16 protein-coding genes and 1 other annotated feature are annotated in these 14,932 nt (G+C 49.6%); of the genes, 2 read left to right on the top strand and 14 right to left on the bottom strand.

Translation table 11 applies throughout. The features are described 5' to 3' along the window. Nucleotides 1-188: 188 nt before the first annotated feature. From efp to MKX98_RS11150, 4 genes are all read right to left on the bottom strand, one after another. On the bottom strand, nucleotides 189-746 hold the full coding sequence (gene efp / locus MKX98_RS11165) for an elongation factor P (protein ID WP_009591242.1): 558 nt from the start codon (nucleotides 744-746) through the stop codon (nucleotides 189-191). A gap of 91 nt (nucleotides 747-837) precedes the next feature. After that, on the bottom strand, nucleotides 838-1,908 hold the full coding sequence (locus MKX98_RS11160) for a Xaa-Pro peptidase family protein (protein ID WP_194541862.1): 1,071 nt from the start codon (nucleotides 1,906-1,908) through the stop codon (nucleotides 838-840). A 148-nt stretch (nucleotides 1,909-2,056) separates the two neighbouring features. Then, nucleotides 2,057-2,503, bottom strand: coding sequence for a type II 3-dehydroquinate dehydratase (gene aroQ, locus MKX98_RS11155; protein ID WP_339223000.1), 447 nt, complete (start codon nucleotides 2,501-2,503; stop codon nucleotides 2,057-2,059). Between the two features lie 77 nt (nucleotides 2,504-2,580). Then, a complete protein-coding gene (locus MKX98_RS11150) occupies nucleotides 2,581-3,078 on the bottom strand; it encodes a YqhR family membrane protein (protein WP_194541860.1) in 498 nt (165 codons plus the stop codon). A 165-nt stretch (nucleotides 3,079-3,243) separates the two neighbouring features. On the opposite strand from MKX98_RS11150, the gene MKX98_RS11145 reads away from it, so the two are divergent. Both MKX98_RS11145 and MKX98_RS11140 read left to right on the top strand, forming a co-directional pair. Beyond that, a complete protein-coding gene (locus tag MKX98_RS11145; protein WP_220685918.1) occupies nucleotides 3,244-4,236 on the top strand; it encodes a DUF1385 domain-containing protein in 993 nt (330 codons plus the stop codon). A gap of 6 nt (nucleotides 4,237-4,242) precedes the next feature. Further along, nucleotides 4,243-4,575, top strand: a complete 333-nt coding sequence (locus tag MKX98_RS11140) for a hypothetical protein (protein ID WP_071223836.1) — start codon at nucleotides 4,243-4,245, stop codon at nucleotides 4,573-4,575. Nucleotides 4,576-4,622: 47 nt separating this feature from the next. On the opposite strand, the gene MKX98_RS11135 is transcribed toward MKX98_RS11140, so the two are convergent. The 10 genes from MKX98_RS11135 to MKX98_RS11090 form a co-directional block, all read right to left on the bottom strand. Next, complete coding sequence (locus MKX98_RS11135; RefSeq protein WP_071223835.1) at nucleotides 4,623-5,546, bottom strand: patatin-like phospholipase family protein; 924 nt, start codon at nucleotides 5,544-5,546, stop codon at nucleotides 4,623-4,625. Between the two features lie 78 nt (nucleotides 5,547-5,624). Further along, nucleotides 5,625-7,184 (bottom strand): family 10 glycosylhydrolase, encoded by a 1,560-nt coding sequence (locus tag MKX98_RS11130; RefSeq protein WP_339222997.1) that lies wholly within the window; start codon nucleotides 7,182-7,184, stop codon nucleotides 5,625-5,627. A 116-nt stretch (nucleotides 7,185-7,300) separates the two neighbouring features. Continuing rightward, complete coding sequence (gene mntR, locus MKX98_RS11125; protein ID WP_009591262.1) at nucleotides 7,301-7,726, bottom strand: transcriptional regulator MntR; 426 nt, start codon at nucleotides 7,724-7,726, stop codon at nucleotides 7,301-7,303. Nucleotides 7,727-7,878: 152 nt separating this feature from the next. Continuing rightward, nucleotides 7,879-8,592 carry a cytochrome c biogenesis protein CcdA gene (locus MKX98_RS11120; protein ID WP_194541856.1) on the bottom strand — a complete coding sequence of 238 codons (714 nt, stop codon included), beginning with the start codon at nucleotides 8,590-8,592 and terminating at the stop codon, nucleotides 7,879-7,881. Nucleotides 8,593-8,609: 17 nt separating this feature from the next. After that, nucleotides 8,610-9,416 (bottom strand): metal ABC transporter permease, encoded by an 807-nt coding sequence (locus MKX98_RS11115; RefSeq protein ID WP_194545121.1) that lies wholly within the window; start codon nucleotides 9,414-9,416, stop codon nucleotides 8,610-8,612. 46 nt (nucleotides 9,417-9,462) lie between these two features. Continuing rightward, nucleotides 9,463-10,212: a metal ABC transporter ATP-binding protein gene (locus MKX98_RS11110; RefSeq protein ID WP_071223831.1), complete on the bottom strand. Its 750-nt coding sequence runs from the start codon at nucleotides 10,210-10,212 to the stop codon at nucleotides 9,463-9,465. A 100-nt stretch (nucleotides 10,213-10,312) separates the two neighbouring features. After that, nucleotides 10,313-11,479, bottom strand: coding sequence for a zinc ABC transporter substrate-binding protein (locus MKX98_RS11105; protein WP_339222992.1), 1,167 nt, complete (start codon nucleotides 11,477-11,479; stop codon nucleotides 10,313-10,315). Between the two features lie 210 nt (nucleotides 11,480-11,689). Then, on the bottom strand, nucleotides 11,690-13,678 hold the full coding sequence (gene metG / locus MKX98_RS11100) for a methionine--tRNA ligase (RefSeq protein WP_339222990.1): 1,989 nt from the start codon (nucleotides 13,676-13,678) through the stop codon (nucleotides 11,690-11,692). A gap of 87 nt (nucleotides 13,679-13,765) precedes the next feature. After that, nucleotides 13,766-14,025, bottom strand: a binding site (T-box leader). A gap of 128 nt (nucleotides 14,026-14,153) precedes the next feature. Further along, nucleotides 14,154-14,411, bottom strand: coding sequence for a membrane protein insertion efficiency factor YidD (gene yidD / locus MKX98_RS11095; protein WP_194541853.1), 258 nt, complete (start codon nucleotides 14,409-14,411; stop codon nucleotides 14,154-14,156). Next, complete coding sequence (locus MKX98_RS11090; RefSeq protein WP_220685924.1) at nucleotides 14,408-14,878, bottom strand: Fur family transcriptional regulator; 471 nt, start codon at nucleotides 14,876-14,878, stop codon at nucleotides 14,408-14,410. The genes yidD and MKX98_RS11090 overlap by 4 nt, the downstream gene beginning before the upstream one ends. Between the last annotated feature and the right edge of the window lie 54 nt (nucleotides 14,879-14,932).

Raw genomic sequence — 14,932 nt, 5'->3', positions numbered from 1 at the left:
CACTTTAAAACAGTATAATACGAAAGTGAGTCATCCCGTCAAGGCTTTTCAAGGCAAAAAGGAGTCAGGTTTATGGCACCGGCTTTTGCCCATCGCCAAAAAGACTCCCGTACTTACGTACAGGAGTCCTCGTTGTTTAGAAGATATTGGCACCCGTCAATCGTTGAAGGGTCCCGTTTTAAAGCCTACTATGCACGGGAGATGTATTTACCTTCGCGTGTATCGATCAGAAGCACATCGTCTTCGTTAATGAACAGCGGTACTTGTACATTCAGGCCGGTTTCCACTTTCGCATTCTTCGTTGCGCCCGTAGCCGTGTTGCCTTTGATTCCCGGCTCGGTTTCAACGACCTTCAGCTCCACGCTGTTAGGCAGGTTGATCCCGAGGATCTCGCCTTGGTAGCTGATGATGTTAACGTTCATGTTCTCTCTCAGGAAGTTAAGCTCCCACTCCAGCTGCTCACTCGTCAAGCTGAATTGATCGTAAGTTTCGTTGTCCATGAAGACATGCTCTTGACCGCTGGCATAGAGATACTGAACCCCACGGTTGTCGATGATGGCGCGGCCAATCGTTTCGCCTGCACGGAACGTTTTCTCGACGGTGTTGCCGTTGCGAAGGTTTTTCAATTTGGAACGAACGAAAGCTGCGCCTTTACCAGGTTTAACGTGCTGAAAATCCAAAACGGTGAATATATCGCCATCTACTTCTACGGTCAAACCTGTCTTAAAATCGTTTACTGAAATCACTAAGATTCCCTCCTAAGGATGCGGTCTAATTAATATAGTACACAATTTTCCTAAAGTACAAGTTCAAAAAGCTAGCTTTTTGAACAGTCTCCTAAAGCACAGTGTAGTCTTTGGACGAGCTTGTTAGTATATGAATACCCGATTCCGTAATCACGATATCATCTTCAATACGGACACCGCCAAGCCCAGGCAAGTATATGCCCGGCTCCACCGTTACCACCATGCCCGGCTGCAGCACATCATCACTCAGCTTGGACAGTCTTGGAGATTCGTGAACCTCCATACCCAATCCATGCCCGGTGCTGTGACCAAAGTATTCCCCGTATCCATAACGGGTAATAATATCACGGGTTAAGGCGTCTGCCTCGCGTCCTGTCATGCCAGGTTTAATATGATCCAGTGCATGTAGCTGCGCTTCCAGCACGATATCATAGATCTCCTTCAGCTTAGGATCAGGACTTCCGAGCGCAACGGTTCTGGTGAGATCGGAGCAGTATCCGTCAAGCAGCGCACCGAAATCAAACGTAACGAATTCGTTCCCTTGAATCACTCGCTCGCTGGCAACGCCGTGCGGAAGAGCCGAACGCTCGCCGGAAGCGACAATGGTATCAAAGGAAGACGCGGTTGCGCCATGCTTGCGCATGAACATTTCCATCTCCAGATCGATTTCTCGCTCCGTTTTTCCGGCAGCCAGAATCGTCAGCACATGGCTGAACGTCTGATCAGCCAAATCGGCAGCCCGCTGCATAATGCTCAATTCTTCCGCATCCTTGAATATGCGCAGATCCTCTACAAGACCTGAAACCGGCACCAGGCTAATTGGCGCGAGCTGTTCCGAATAGGTCGAAAATACGCCGTATGTAACATGGTCCTGTTCAAATCCAAGCGATGTTATTCCCTCGGAAGATAGCAATTCCTTGACCGTCTCCATAACCTTCGGACCATGCTCAACCACCTGAAAGCCGACGGCTTGCTGTGGAGCTTGAGTCATATAACGGAAATCAGTCAGCAGATAGGCATGATCCCGGGTAATCAGCACATAGCCGGCAGACCCGGTAAAGCCTGTCAAATATCTGCGGTTGATCGGGCTTGCCACCAGCATGGCTGTTAAGCCTCTAGTCTGAAGTTTCTCGCGCAGTTTAACCACTCGTTTGTTACTCATTCTAACCTCTCCTCTCACCCATGTCCAAGCCGGCACAAGAAAAACATCTTCGACGTATTTCTAAGCAGCCAGTTACGGTTAGCTGTAATTCTTCTGATAACAAAAAGCAACCTCTCGGTTAAAGCTTTCTAATATCTGATCGGATTAGCTATCCTTCTTGGTCGTTCAGGACTTGCAAAAGGGCCGACAAGCCCAGTGTGTAACTCGCTGCGCCAAAACCCGCGATTTGTCCGACAGCAACAGGTGCGATGACGGAGGTATGACGAAATTCCTCCCTGGCATGAATGTTCGATAGGTGAACTTCCACTGTCGGAATACGGGTAGAACTGATGGCATCACGTACAGCATAGCTGTAGTGAGTCAGTGCTCCCGGGTTAAGAAGTATGCCGTCCGCCTGTCCAATAGCTTCATGAATACGGTCGATGATAGCACCCTCATGATTAGACTGATAGAAGGTAATACCGATACCGGCGAGTTCCGCCTGTTTACGCAAATTATCTTCGATCGCCTGCAGGCTGAGTGAACCGTAAATGCCCGGTTCACGGAAGCCGAGCAGGTTTAAGTTCGGTCCGTTTATCACCCATATGGATTTCATAGGGCTTCCCACCTTTTCGTCAAATAACCAAAAGCTATTTTACCATAGGCGGGATAGGGTTGAGAAGTTTTTCTTGGCTAGCCCGTCACCTTCTTCGGTTCGCGCAGTTTCTCATCGGTGAATTCCTGCGCAGTCGTATAACCGATAAATAGTCCCCATAATATAAAAATACAAACCTCAGAGATGTTTGTATCCCAAGGCAGCTTCTTCACCGGATCCGTCAGCCGAAGCCATGGATTGAGCGCGACGAACAGCACCGCCCACCATACGATTCCGTATGCAATCCCGGGCCATGGGCCCCTCAGCTTCCTGAACAAGGTGACATATATGAGGGAAGCGATGACGGAAAACGCGATAAAGGACAGCCAACCGGCAATTTGGCCTGCTGTCGTCGTCAGGAACTCATGCTTGAAGAACGGCTCCAGCAAAAAGCCTGGCAGCACCTTCGTGAATTTTAGCCAGTAAAATATCCAAAGCACGGCCCCCCAGATCAGACCTGCAAAATAGCCCAGCTCCAGGGCAAACGTAAACGGATTGGTGACTTGGTTCTGCTTGCGAAATTGATGTTCATGCATCTATTGATTCTCCTCTTTTTCAATTATCGAATGCCCGCTGTTACTCCATTTCATCTCTGAACGTAGTATGCTCTTCTTCCCCTGCCCTAATCCAACTAGAAATTACTTTCAAAATTCGATACAATAGTTCATAGAACGAAAAACATGTCAGGGAGGGTGAACTGGTTGTCCGATAAGTCAACCCCGATCAGCTATGGAGGCCAAGCTGTAATCGAAGGCGTTATGTTCGGCGGCAAGCATGTGAATGTGACGGCCGTGCGGCGTAAAAATAACGAAATCAAGTTTCTCGAGGTGCCTCGCGAAGACAAGGCTTGGGTTCGAAAGCTGCGGAAGATTCCGCTTCTTCGCGGCATCGTCAGTCTCATAGATTCTACAATTAAAGGTTCCAAACATTTGAATTACTCTGCGGATGCTTATGCTGACGATACCCTAGAGCCGGAAGAACGTGAAAAACAGAAGGAGAAAGAAGACTCCGGCTGGAGTCTAAGCATGATCATCGGTGTGGCCGCCGTCAGCGTGCTTTCCTTCGTATTCGGTAAGCTGCTGTTTACACTCGTTCCTGTTTTTGTAGAGGATTTCTTTTTTGGCGATACATTTGATCACTATATTGTGCATAACCTGATTGAAGGCGTCATTAAATTAATACTGCTGCTCGTGTATTTATGGGCCATCTCCCAGACACCTGTCATTAAAAGACTGTTCCAGTACCACGGTGCCGAACACAAAGTCATCAGCGCATTTGAAGCCGGTGAAGAGCTGACGGTGAAGAATGTTCAGAAATATACGCGACTGCATTATCGCTGCGGCAGCAGCTTCATGATGCTGACCATTGTTCTCGGCGTTGTCGTCTACTCGGTGGTGCCATGGGATACCATGACGCAGCGGGTCATTCAAAGAATCGCGCTTCTTCCGGTCGTGCTTGGCGTTTCCTTTGAGTTCCTCAAACTTACCAATGCCATGCGAGACATGCCGGTACTCCGTTTCCTCGGATATCCCGGTCTGTGGCTGCAGCTTTTAACGACGAAGGAACCTACTGATGATCAAGTTGAAGTATCCATCGCATCCTTTAACAGAATGCGTGAGTTAGATGCTCAATACGAGAATGTTACAGTTCACCAATCTGTGACAGGAAGTGTGCTGGATCCCGCGAAAGGGTGATAATCCATGAGAAGGCATGCGATCATTTTTTGGACGGCGATCACGTTAGCCGCCATAGGGCTACTGGTATTCCTGTTAGATCCTGGATCAAGAATGAATATTATGATTCCACTCATTATTGTAGCTGTCGTGTATGTGCTCTATAAGTTCCCGCCTCGTCGTTTTAACAAGCGGCCTAAGGTGAAACCTTCCAAGCGAACGGCAGCTAAGCTGGCGGCTAAACATAGCACCGCACGGAAGAGCAATCCAGCTGCAAAACGTAAACAGTACCCGTTTCAGGTTATCGATGGGCAAAAAGGAAAACCGGACCCATCCGATGATGTTCCTAAATATCACTAAGAAGAAAACCGTCCAACCGTGCAAACTCATGCCGGCCGGACGGTTTTTTAATGTTCGGATTTCCAGCGGGCGAAAAACATCGTACCCGCCGTTAACCCCGAATTGTATAAATTCTCGCTTTCCTCCTTGGTCAGATTAAAATGAGTGGTACCAATGCCAAGCGTCGGAATTTTAATCGTTCGATTCCGGTTTTGCTGTTCAATATAACGTTCATCGTGAGCGGAAAGCATCGTCTCAAACATGGCGGTTAACATGCCGATCGGGCCATCAATCAAATGGGGCAAGTTACTATTCTTCCCGACCATCTGGAAGCCAAGCACTGGCAGCGGCTTAGGTCCCCCCTTCGACTCGCGATCAAAGAGCCATAACGGAAAGTTGCTGAGCAGTCCCCCATCCACAATGTATACAAATTGTTCGCCGAACGACTTGCCTTTGGCGGCCCTGCCCAATAAGCGAAGAATGACGGGATCGAAAAAATACGGAATGCTGCAGCTCATGCGCACAGCCTTGGCCACGGGAAATGTCGCAGGGTTTATGCCATATTGGCGAAGGTCATCCGGAAGCACCAGCAGCCTTCCATTCGTAATGTCCGAAGCCACGATATACAGCTTGCCTGCCGGGATGTCCGAGAACGTAAATATCCCTTTGGCAAGCAGGATTTCCCGAATCCAGTTCTCCAGGGCTTCTCCGGAATACAACCCTTTCTTAATCAACACCCGCAAGGCGGGACCGATAAACTTCGTATTAAAAATCGGCGCTCGCTGGAGAAACGAATGAAAGGGCGTCTCCTCAATAATGCGCTTGATCTCGTCTGCCCGGTAGCCTGCTGCCAGCACGGATGCCACGATCGAACCGGAGGACGTTCCGGCAACACGGCTGAATTCCATGCCGGCATTCTCCGCCGCCTTGACAGCCCCGGCAAGCGAGATCCCCTTCACTCCCCCACCTTCAAATACCGCATTAATTTGCATATAAAATCCCCCGCCTCACATGGTCTAATGACTATGTATGAGCGCGGGGGATGTTTCATACCTATGGGACGTGCCGATTTATCTATAATATGATTGCAATTGATCTTTAATGCCTAACGGATTACTTAAAATATTCTCTGCTCTAAAGAAAATGCTGCCTTTAACCTCGGCATAATTCTGATTGTACTTCAATTGATTGATGATCTCCGATGCGCTCTGCCAACCGATTTCGCTGGTTCCCAATTTGTAGGGGGCATGCCCGATCAGGAGATCTACGCCGGTTCCTTGTACTTCGCCGGCCCACCAGTCCACCAGCTTATCATAGTCGGCGGCCGGATTACTCATGCTCCAATAGATTTGCGGAGCCACGTAATCGATCCAGCCGTTCTGGATCCAGGCCCTCACATCAGCATACATGCTGTCATAAGCCGTCACGCCGGCTTTCGTATCCGATCCCGTCTTATCCATGGACTGGTTACGCCATACGCCGAAAGGACTGATTCCGTATTCAACGTCCGGTTTCACACGGTGAATGCTCTCACCGAGCGATTGCACAAATGCATTGATGTTTCCGCGACGCCAATCTGCGAGGTTTGCGTAAGCACCTTGATTGTATTGGCGGTATGCCGCATCATCTTTGAAGACCGTATTCGATGGGTAGAAGTAATCATCCAGGTGAATACCGTCAATATCGTATCCGTTCACGACCTCCATAATGGTATCGATGATATGCTGACGAGCTTCCGGGATCCCTGGATTGATGTACAGCTGCTTGCCTGTGTTCACGATCCAATCCGGGTGGCTGAGCGCAACATGGGATGGATCAAGCGATGCCGTCAAAATATCGGTATTGGCCCGGAAAGGATTAAACCATGCGTGGAACTCCATATTCCGCTTATGCGTTTCCTCCACCATGAAAGCTACCGGATCATACCCCGGATCTGCTCCTTGAATGCCTGTCAGCACTTTGGACCATGGCACCATAGTGGACGGATATAATGCATCGCCAGCCGGACGTACCTGCACGTACACGGTATTGATGCCGACTTCCTGGAGCGAATCCAGCAAGGCGATGTAAGATGCCTTTTGCTGTTCAGCACTGGTCTTTGTTTTCGGCCAATCCAGATTAAACACGGTGGATATCCAGGCCCCTCTGACTTCATCCCCATTGGATACCAGTGGTGGAAGAACAACGTCCGTGCCTGTGGTCAGCGAGATACGCTGTGCCGCTTGGTTCCATTCGACTTGCACACCCAGGTTCTCGCTGACAAACCGCAGCGGAACCATAACCCGGCCGCTCTTAATTTCAACCGATGCATCAAGTGCTACGGATGAGCCGTTCACAAGCGCGGTTTTACTGCCGGATGTCAATTGCAGATTCGAGCCGTCCAGCCCGATCGTTACGGTCTTTAACTTCTGATTCCAAGCTACCGAAGCGCCCAGGCCTTCACTGATAATCCGCGTAGGAACCATGGTTACATTAACCTTCGGCAATATGTAAGGAGATACGTCACTGTTTAAGGTTACGCCGTCCAACTGAATACGGATAGGAGCTGCCTTCGCTTGCGCAGTTGGGACCACCGACGGGAGACACAATAGTAACATAATCAGCACCAACAACCATCTACGAAGCTTCATTTCTATTAATCCTCCGAAAATATGAAATTTGCAGGTAATCTAACTTATTAATATAACACTAGAAATATGACGGTTCAGTTTAAAAAAGCATCTGTCACAAGCGGACAGATGCCACATTACGATTCGTTGACTAATTCGTTATGAACGTCACGCAAATCCTGAAGTCGATTCTCATCGCGCTTGAAATACTCCACAAGCGTCTCAATTCTCGTAATGGAATCCCAGCTTAAATGATGCTCGATTCCTTCAACATCCCTATAAATATTTTCATCCTGTACACCTATCATCTCAAGGAATTCCTCAAGCAAATGATGACGTTCCATGAGCCGTTTGCCCATTTTTTTGCCTTTGCTGGTCAGAACCAAACCGCGATATTTTTCATAGATCAAATATTCGTCTTTGTCCAGCTTTTGAATCATCTTCGTGACGGATGAGGGGTGAACCTCCAAGCCTTCGGCAATATCCGAAACGCGCGCATATCCTTTTTCGTCGATCAACTTGTAGATGCGCTCCAAATAATCCTCCATGCTAGGTGTCGGCATCTTATTCCCTCTTTTCTATAATTACATAACCCGTGCAAAACACTGTTTTACCTGCACTAGTAATGATACATGTTTTGGAGACCGGTTGGCAAGTCCTGGCCCAATCCTATGTCAATAATGACTTATGAATTGAACCAGTCTTCCGATCGATTCTAGAATTTAAGCCACTCCGGCGTAATGCCTTGCAGCCAAATCGTAATTTTGTACATTTGATCTGTAAAGAGCAGAACCCCCATCAATATCATCAAGACGCCGCCGACCTTCATCAGCGTGCTTGAATACTTGAGAATCCAGCGGGTCGAGCCGATGAAAAAAGCCAGGATGAAAAAAGGCACTGCAAAACCCAGGGAGTACGAGGTAATCAACGGGAACCAGGTTCCCGGATCGGAAGCTGCCAGCGCGATGATGGCCGTTAAAATCGGGCCGACGCATGGCGACCAGCCTGCAGCAAACCCGATGCCAAACAGAAATGTTCCTATGTATCCGGTCGGTTTGGATTTAAAATTGAATTTCCGGTCCTTCATTAAAAACTTGGGCTGGAAAATGCCAATGAGCATAAGTCCCATCACGATGATCAGCAGCGCAGACAGCTGACGGATCAAGTCTTGATATTCCGTGAAGAACTCCCCGAACAGGCCAGCCCCCCAACCGAGGGTATAATAAACAGCAGAAAACCCAAGGATGAACGCAAGTGTATGCGTCATGGTCCGGAATCGGACCTCCTTGCGGTTCTGATCGTTCTTCAAGTCATTAACCGACATGCCTGTAATAATCGATAAGTAGGACGGGTACAGCGGTAAACAGCATGGAGATATAAAAGAAGCAAAACCGGCAGCAAACGCGATGCCGATATTAATATCAGCCATTTTATTTCAGAACCCCCTTATGTCGTAAAGCCCTTTTTGCCGACAAGCGTAATGATAAGCAGGCTGATCAGCAGCAGCACGATGGTCGCGCCGGGTGCCAGATTAAATACGCCCGCAAGCATCAATCCCCCGATTACGGCAATTTCGGAGATGATGACCGATAATACGATAGAGCTTCGGAAGCTTCTTGCCAGCAGTAAACTGATCGCTACCGGAATCACTAACAATGCGGATACCAGAAGTGCGCCCACAATTTTGATGGCGGTGCTTACGACAAGGGCCGTCAGTACCGTAATGATCATGTTCATCCATTTGACAGGCAGTCCGCTGACACTGGCGGCATCCTCCTCGAAGCTGAGCAGGAAGAACTCTTTAAAGAACATCACCACAACCGCAATGACAACGATGGTTACACCGCCCACCATATAAATATCCGTGGAATCCAGCGTGTAGATGCTGCCGAACAAATAACTCATAACATCCGTATTATAGCCCATTCCCAGGGTAAAAAACAGCGAAGCAAGCGCAACGCCGCCAGACATAATAATGGCGATTGACAGCTCGGCATAACTTTTATATGCCTTTCGCAGCTTCTCAATCGCAAATGAGGCCAGCACCGCGAACACAAGTCCAGCGGCAAGCGGATATACTTCGATCAAAAATCCGAGCGCCACACCCGCAATCGTAACGTGCGACAACGTATCGCCGATCATGGACAGCCTGCGCAGCACGAGGAATATCCCGATAAGCGGGGCTGTAATGCCGATCAGAATCCCTCCGATCAGCGCCCGCTGAAAAAAATCGCTAAACAAAATATCAAGCAATGATAACGTCCCCTTCTCCTGCTTCAAAAAGCTTGTTTCTATACCATTATACGAGCGAATGCTGCAAATCCACTTCCGCGCAGTTTTCGATTTCATGAGAATGCCTTACAAAAAACTGAATTTTCCCGTTCTGCGATACCGGCGATTCTCCCAGGTAGTCTTTGACCATGTCCAAATCATGGGTGACCATCAAAAACGTCATGTGATGATGGGCATGCATATGGGTAATCAGTTCAAAGAATCCGGCCTGGGTCTCGGCATCAATGCCGATCGTAGGCTCGTCCAGTATGAGCAGATCCGGACGATTGATGAGCGCCCGAGCGAGAAACACGCGCTGCTGCTGTCCCCCTGACAGAGCCCCGATCCGCTTATCGGCAATATCCTGAATGCGCATCACTTCCAGCGCGTCCTCACATTTCTGGTGGTCCAGGCGGTTCAAACGGCGAAACATTTTCTTCCGATTATATAGCCCGGACATGACAACTTCACGCACAGTGGCCGGGAACAGCGGATTAAACGAATTTTTCTGCGGAACGTACCCGATTCGCTCCCAGTCCTGAAACTTACGGATCGGCTGACCGAACAGTTCGATAGAACCTTCGGCGGCAGGCAGCAATCCAACGATCATGCGGAGCAGCGTCGTTTTGCCTGCCCCATTCGACCCGACAATACCTACGAAGTCCCGCTCTTTTATGGTGAAATTGAGATCCTTGATCACCTGTTGCTCGCGGTAATGAAAGGATACATCCTTGATTTGTACAATAGGTTGGTGGCAATCCTGTGCTGCCGGCTCCATAACCAGGCCGCCTTTCTCTCTGTAGTCTTTCTATCTAATATATGAACTTCATAAACATTCATAACACGAAAGAAGAGGGGGATATGCTCCCCCATCTTCCTTATTGTAAAGCCTTCGTTAGATTTTGCAAATTTTTCTCCATCAGCGTGAAATAATTCTCGCCGCCGCTCGCCTGCTCTTTAGTCAGTCCCTCCACCGGATTCAATACCAAGGTTTCCACGCCTGCTTCATTTGCCAGCGTTTTGGCAAGTTTATCCGATACGAGCTCTTCGAAGAAAATATATTTAACTTCCTTCTCTTTCACCGTCTTGGTGAGGTTCACAATATCCTGCGCTCTGGGCTCCGCGTCTGGCGACAGCCCCATAATCGCATGCTGCGTCAAACCGTAATCCCGGCACAGATATCCGAACGCCTGGTGGGATACGACTATGTCTTTTTTCGGCATTTTGGATAACTCGCTTGTGAAATCCTTATCCAGTTTGACCAGCTTCTCTTTCAAGGCTTCAAAGCGCTGTTCGTAACCGTCCTTATGTTCAGGATCCACCTCGACAAGGCTGTTCTTGATATTCTCAGCCATGACCAGCGCGGATTTTGGGCTTACCCATGTATGCGGGTCCGTATGATGTGTGTCGGTGCTAGTCTCGGCGGGCTCTTCTGCGTGGTCATGGCCCGCATGATCTTCTTCAGCGCCTTCCTCATGGCTGTGGTCGTGCTCTGCTTCGGCACCTTCTTCATGGCTGTGATCGTGCTCCGCTTCGGCGCCTTCTTCATGGCTGTGATCGTGCTCCGCTTCGGCGCCTTCTTCATGGCTGTGATCATGTTCCTCTTCGTGGGCTGCTTCCCCGTGTCCATGACCATCGTCTCCCACAGCATCAATCAGCTGGATGCCGTGACTGACTTCAACCGGCTTGACTTGCGTGTCTTTATCAAGTCCCTTCAAAAATCCCGGTACCCAGCCTTCCAGCCCGGCACCGTTATAGAGAAACAGCTGGGCCTTGGAAGTATTCACGATATCCTGGCTGCGCGGTGTCCAATCATGCGGCTCCACGCCCGTTGGCAGAAGATTTACGACATTGGCGTTATCCCCGCCAATCTCCTTCGTAAATTCATATATTGGATAAAAGGTCGTAATGACGTTTACCTTGCCCTCTACAATGCTGCCGCCGGATTTACTTCCGCATCCCGACAGGATGAGTACCGCCAATAAGATAGAGGTTACACTCCAGGTCCAACCGGTAAGTTTGTTCTCTCTCTTTCTCTTGTTCATGTTCATCTCCCCATATCCGCTCCGATCAATTAATCGTAATCTTTACTAACAAGATTATAAAAGCAGGCAACCTCGTTGTCAACCAAATCGTAAGAATTACTATTAATTTTCAATAGAGATGTTATATCCTCCGTATTAAAGGAAAAAATAACGGCGTACCCTTTAACAGGGTACACCGTCTATCGCGACTTAATTCAATGAGAGAGCATTTTATTTGACAACTGCGCCGTTAGGCATGCCGTCCGGTACGGTTGCAAGCGTCAGCTGATCGCCGTGGGATGCGGCCAGAATCATGCCTTGCGACATTTCGCCTCTAAGCTTCACCGGTTTCAGGTTCGTTACGCAAATCACTTTCCGTCCAACCAATTCCTCCGGCGTGTAAAACTTCGCTATGCCGGATACCACTTGCCGCTGCTCGAATCCGAGGTCAAGCTGCAGCTTAAGCAGCTTGTCCGCTTTCTTCACCGGCTCGGCTGCAATCACCTGCGCTACGCGCAGCTCGACCTTGGCAAAATCCTCAATGCCGATTTCCTCTTTAAGCTCTACAGGCTCCGCCGTGCTCTCGGCCGGCGAATCTGCTGCCGAGGTCGAAGTCTCTTCCTGAGTGGCCTTCGTACCGCCTGTCATCGCCTCGGCGATGTATGCCACTTCCTGCTCTGTATCCAGGCGAGGGAATATCGGCTCGCCTTTTTGAAGCTTCGTTCCAGCCGGTATAGCTCCGAACTGGCGTCCGCTCTCCCAAGTCGTCCATTCGCCTTCCGCCAGGCCAAGCTGATCCCACATTTTCTTCGGTGTTCGGGTCAGGAACGGCTGAAGCAGGATTGATGCTACGCGGAGCGTCTCCACCAAGTGACTCATGACCGATGCCAGCTCATTCCGTTTGTTCTCGTCTTTGGCCAACGTCCAAGGCTGGGTCTCATCAATATATTTGTTGCTGCGGCTGACAAACTGACTGATGGCCGTCAGCGCAACGGAAAATTCCATATTTTCCATAGCGGTTTCGACTTTCTCATAAACCGACTTAGCCGCTTCCTCGATCGCTGCATCAAACGGCGTTACGCCGGCGGAGAACGCAGGAACGACTCCGTCAAAATATTTATCGACCATGGCCACGGTACGGTTCAACAAGTTACCCAAGTCATTGGCCAGGTCGGAGTTCACCCGTTCCACGAAGCTTTCCGGCGTAAAGGTGCCGTCCGCTCCGAATGGAACTTCACGCAGCAGGTAATAACGAAGCGCATCAAGACCATACCGGTCAATCATCGTAACCGGATCAACCACATTCCCCTTGGACTTGGACATTTTCCCGTCCTTCATCAGCAGCCAGCCATGGGCAAACACCTTTTTCGGAAGCGGAACATCGAGCGCCATCAGAATGATCGGCCAATAGATCGTATGGAAACGGACGATCTCCTTACTCATCAGGTGTACGTCGGCCGGCCAGTATTTGTCATACAGGCTGGTGTCCTCTGTACCGTAACCGAGTGCCGTTATATAGTTCAGAAGGGCGTCAATCCACACATAGATCACATGTTTCGGATCGCTCTTCACTTTCACGCCCCACTCATAGGTCGTACGGGACACAGCCAGATCCTCAAGACCCGGCTTAATGAAGTTGTTGATCATCTCATTCTTGCGGGATACCGGCTGAATGAAATCCGGATTCTCCTCGTAATACTGGAGCAAGCGGTCCACATATTTGCTCATACGGAAGAAGTAGCTCTCTTCCTTCACAAGCTCAACAGGTCGTCCACAGTCCGGACAGTTGCCGTTTACAAGCTGACGTTCCAGGAAGAAAGACTCACAAGGCGTACAGTACCAGCCTTCGTATTCGCCCTTGTAGATGTCATCCTGCTTCAGCAGACGCTCAAATACCTCCTGTACAACCGTGGTGTGGCGCTGCTCCGTGGTGCGAATGAAATCTTCGTTCGATATGTCCAGCTTCTTCCACAGGTCCTTGATGCCGGCCACGATATCGTCGACGAACTGCTGCGGGGTTTTTCCAGCCTCCGCCGCTTTGCGTTCAATCTTCTGTCCGTGCTCATCGGTCCCCGTCAAATAACGGACATCGTATCCGCGAAGCCGTTTGTAGCGGGCCATCGCGTCGCCGGCCACTGTAGTATAAGCATGCCCGATATGCAGCTTATCACTTGGATAATAGATTGGCGTTGTAATATAAAACGTCTTTTTGTCTGCCATTGTAACCTTCCTTTACCGTGAAATGGATTGTTTGTATCAGGCAATCTCTTTACGAAAACAGCAGTAAATAGCAAAAAACCCCCGTCCCCATGGGACGAGAGTTGTTCTCACGTGTTACCACCCAAATTCCCTGTCCCCTTACGGGTAACAGGCTCATCTGCCGTCATCCGGCCGTCCATTAACGCTGGCTCACGCCGCTCCTTTACGGCAGCCTTCATACCCCGACTGCAGCGCTCAAAAGCGGATCCTCCAAGACCATTTTCCGAAATTCGCCAAGACCGGTTTCCAGCAGCTCCGGCTCTCTGTTCAAGGCAAGCTTTCCGTACTTATCTCTTCCTCGGATATACCTATAATTTCTTACATTTTAATCAAACGGGCTGCGGCGTGTCAAGATGAGCCGCGGTCCGTCGAATGGCTATGACCTATAAGACAGGATGCATTCCGTTTCGTATCCGCTAGGATACCCCAAAAAACGCTATTTCTCTGTCCATGAAGACGACATCTTATCCTTGCGCGGCGGAACCATATCAATGCCGCCTGGATGAAACGGATGGCATCTTGCTATTCGCTTGGCCGCCAGCCAGGAGCCCTTGAGCGCGCCGTGCACCTCAATCGCTTCAAGAGCATAGGCCGAGCAGGTTGGATAGAATCGGCAAGTCGCCGGTTTCAACGGAGAGATGAATTTCCGATAGAAGTGTATCGGCACCTTCACCACCCTGCGCGCTGTGCTCATGCCCGGCTATCCCGCTTTCCTGCACCGCCTGGTGAAACTTCATTATCCGCACTGTCCTTGCCGCAGTCCCGGCAGTAGCCGAACACTTCGAATTTATGCTGAACCACCTGGAAATCATCCGGCGCATCGGTCAGCTGCATCGGGCAAAACGTAATCGGGTACGTCTTCTGGCACTGCAGGCAGATCATGTGATGATGGTGATGTTCTTCGCTGCAGCGTCCTCTAAACTTGATGCCTTCCTCGAACACAACCTGCTCCAATACGCCAAGCTCGTACAATACCCGAAGATTCCGATAGACCGTATCGAAGCTCAAACCGCTGTACTTCCGGCCCATATATTCGTACACATCCTTGGCCGTCAAATATCCAGGATGTTCCCCAAACAATTTGGCAAGTGTCTTGCGCTGATCAGTAATGCGCAGCCCATGTTCCGACATGGCGTCGATGATCTGTTCCGTCGTAAGCATACGGAGGTAACCTCCTCTACTTGAAGATACTCTCTTCTTATAATGCCTGAAAAA

This window comes from Paenibacillus sp. FSL W7-1332, from assembly GCF_037969785.1.
Taxonomy (GTDB): domain Bacteria; phylum Bacillota; class Bacilli; order Paenibacillales; family Paenibacillaceae; genus Paenibacillus_AQ.
Note: the sequence above shows the minus strand (reverse complement) of the source record. Positions and strands in the feature narration are given on the sequence as shown.

What these genes read in the sequence shown, in the direction of transcription:
- MKX98_RS11105 (WP_339222992.1), bottom strand. Translation starts at nt 11,479, where the DNA reads ATGAACAAGAGAAAGAGAGAGAACAAACTTACCGGTTGGACCTGGAGT.
- yidD (WP_194541853.1), bottom strand. Translation starts at nt 14,411, where the DNA reads ATGAGCACAGCGCGCAGGGTGGTGAAGGTGCCGATACACTTCTATCGG.
- MKX98_RS11110 (WP_071223831.1), bottom strand. Translation starts at nt 10,212, where the DNA reads ATGGAGCCGGCAGCACAGGATTGCCACCAACCTATTGTACAAATCAAG.
- aroQ (WP_339223000.1), bottom strand. Translation starts at nt 2,503, where the DNA reads ATGAAATCCATATGGGTGATAAACGGACCGAACTTAAACCTGCTCGGC.
- MKX98_RS11120 (WP_194541856.1), bottom strand. Translation starts at nt 8,592, where the DNA reads ATGGCTGATATTAATATCGGCATCGCGTTTGCTGCCGGTTTTGCTTCT.
- metG (WP_339222990.1), bottom strand. Translation starts at nt 13,678, where the DNA reads ATGGCAGACAAAAAGACGTTTTATATTACAACGCCAATCTATTATCCA.
- MKX98_RS11130 (WP_339222997.1), bottom strand. Translation starts at nt 7,184, where the DNA reads ATGAAGCTTCGTAGATGGTTGTTGGTGCTGATTATGTTACTATTGTGT.
- MKX98_RS11090 (WP_220685924.1), bottom strand. Translation starts at nt 14,878, where the DNA reads ATGCTTACGACGGAACAGATCATCGACGCCATGTCGGAACATGGGCTG.
- MKX98_RS11160 (WP_194541862.1), bottom strand. Translation starts at nt 1,908, where the DNA reads ATGAGTAACAAACGAGTGGTTAAACTGCGCGAGAAACTTCAGACTAGA.
- MKX98_RS11140 (WP_071223836.1), top strand. Translation starts at nt 4,243, where the DNA reads ATGAGAAGGCATGCGATCATTTTTTGGACGGCGATCACGTTAGCCGCC.
- MKX98_RS11135 (WP_071223835.1), bottom strand. Translation starts at nt 5,546, where the DNA reads ATGCAAATTAATGCGGTATTTGAAGGTGGGGGAGTGAAGGGGATCTCG.
- mntR (WP_009591262.1), bottom strand. Translation starts at nt 7,726, where the DNA reads ATGCCGACACCTAGCATGGAGGATTATTTGGAGCGCATCTACAAGTTG.
- MKX98_RS11150 (WP_194541860.1), bottom strand. Translation starts at nt 3,078, where the DNA reads ATGCATGAACATCAATTTCGCAAGCAGAACCAAGTCACCAATCCGTTT.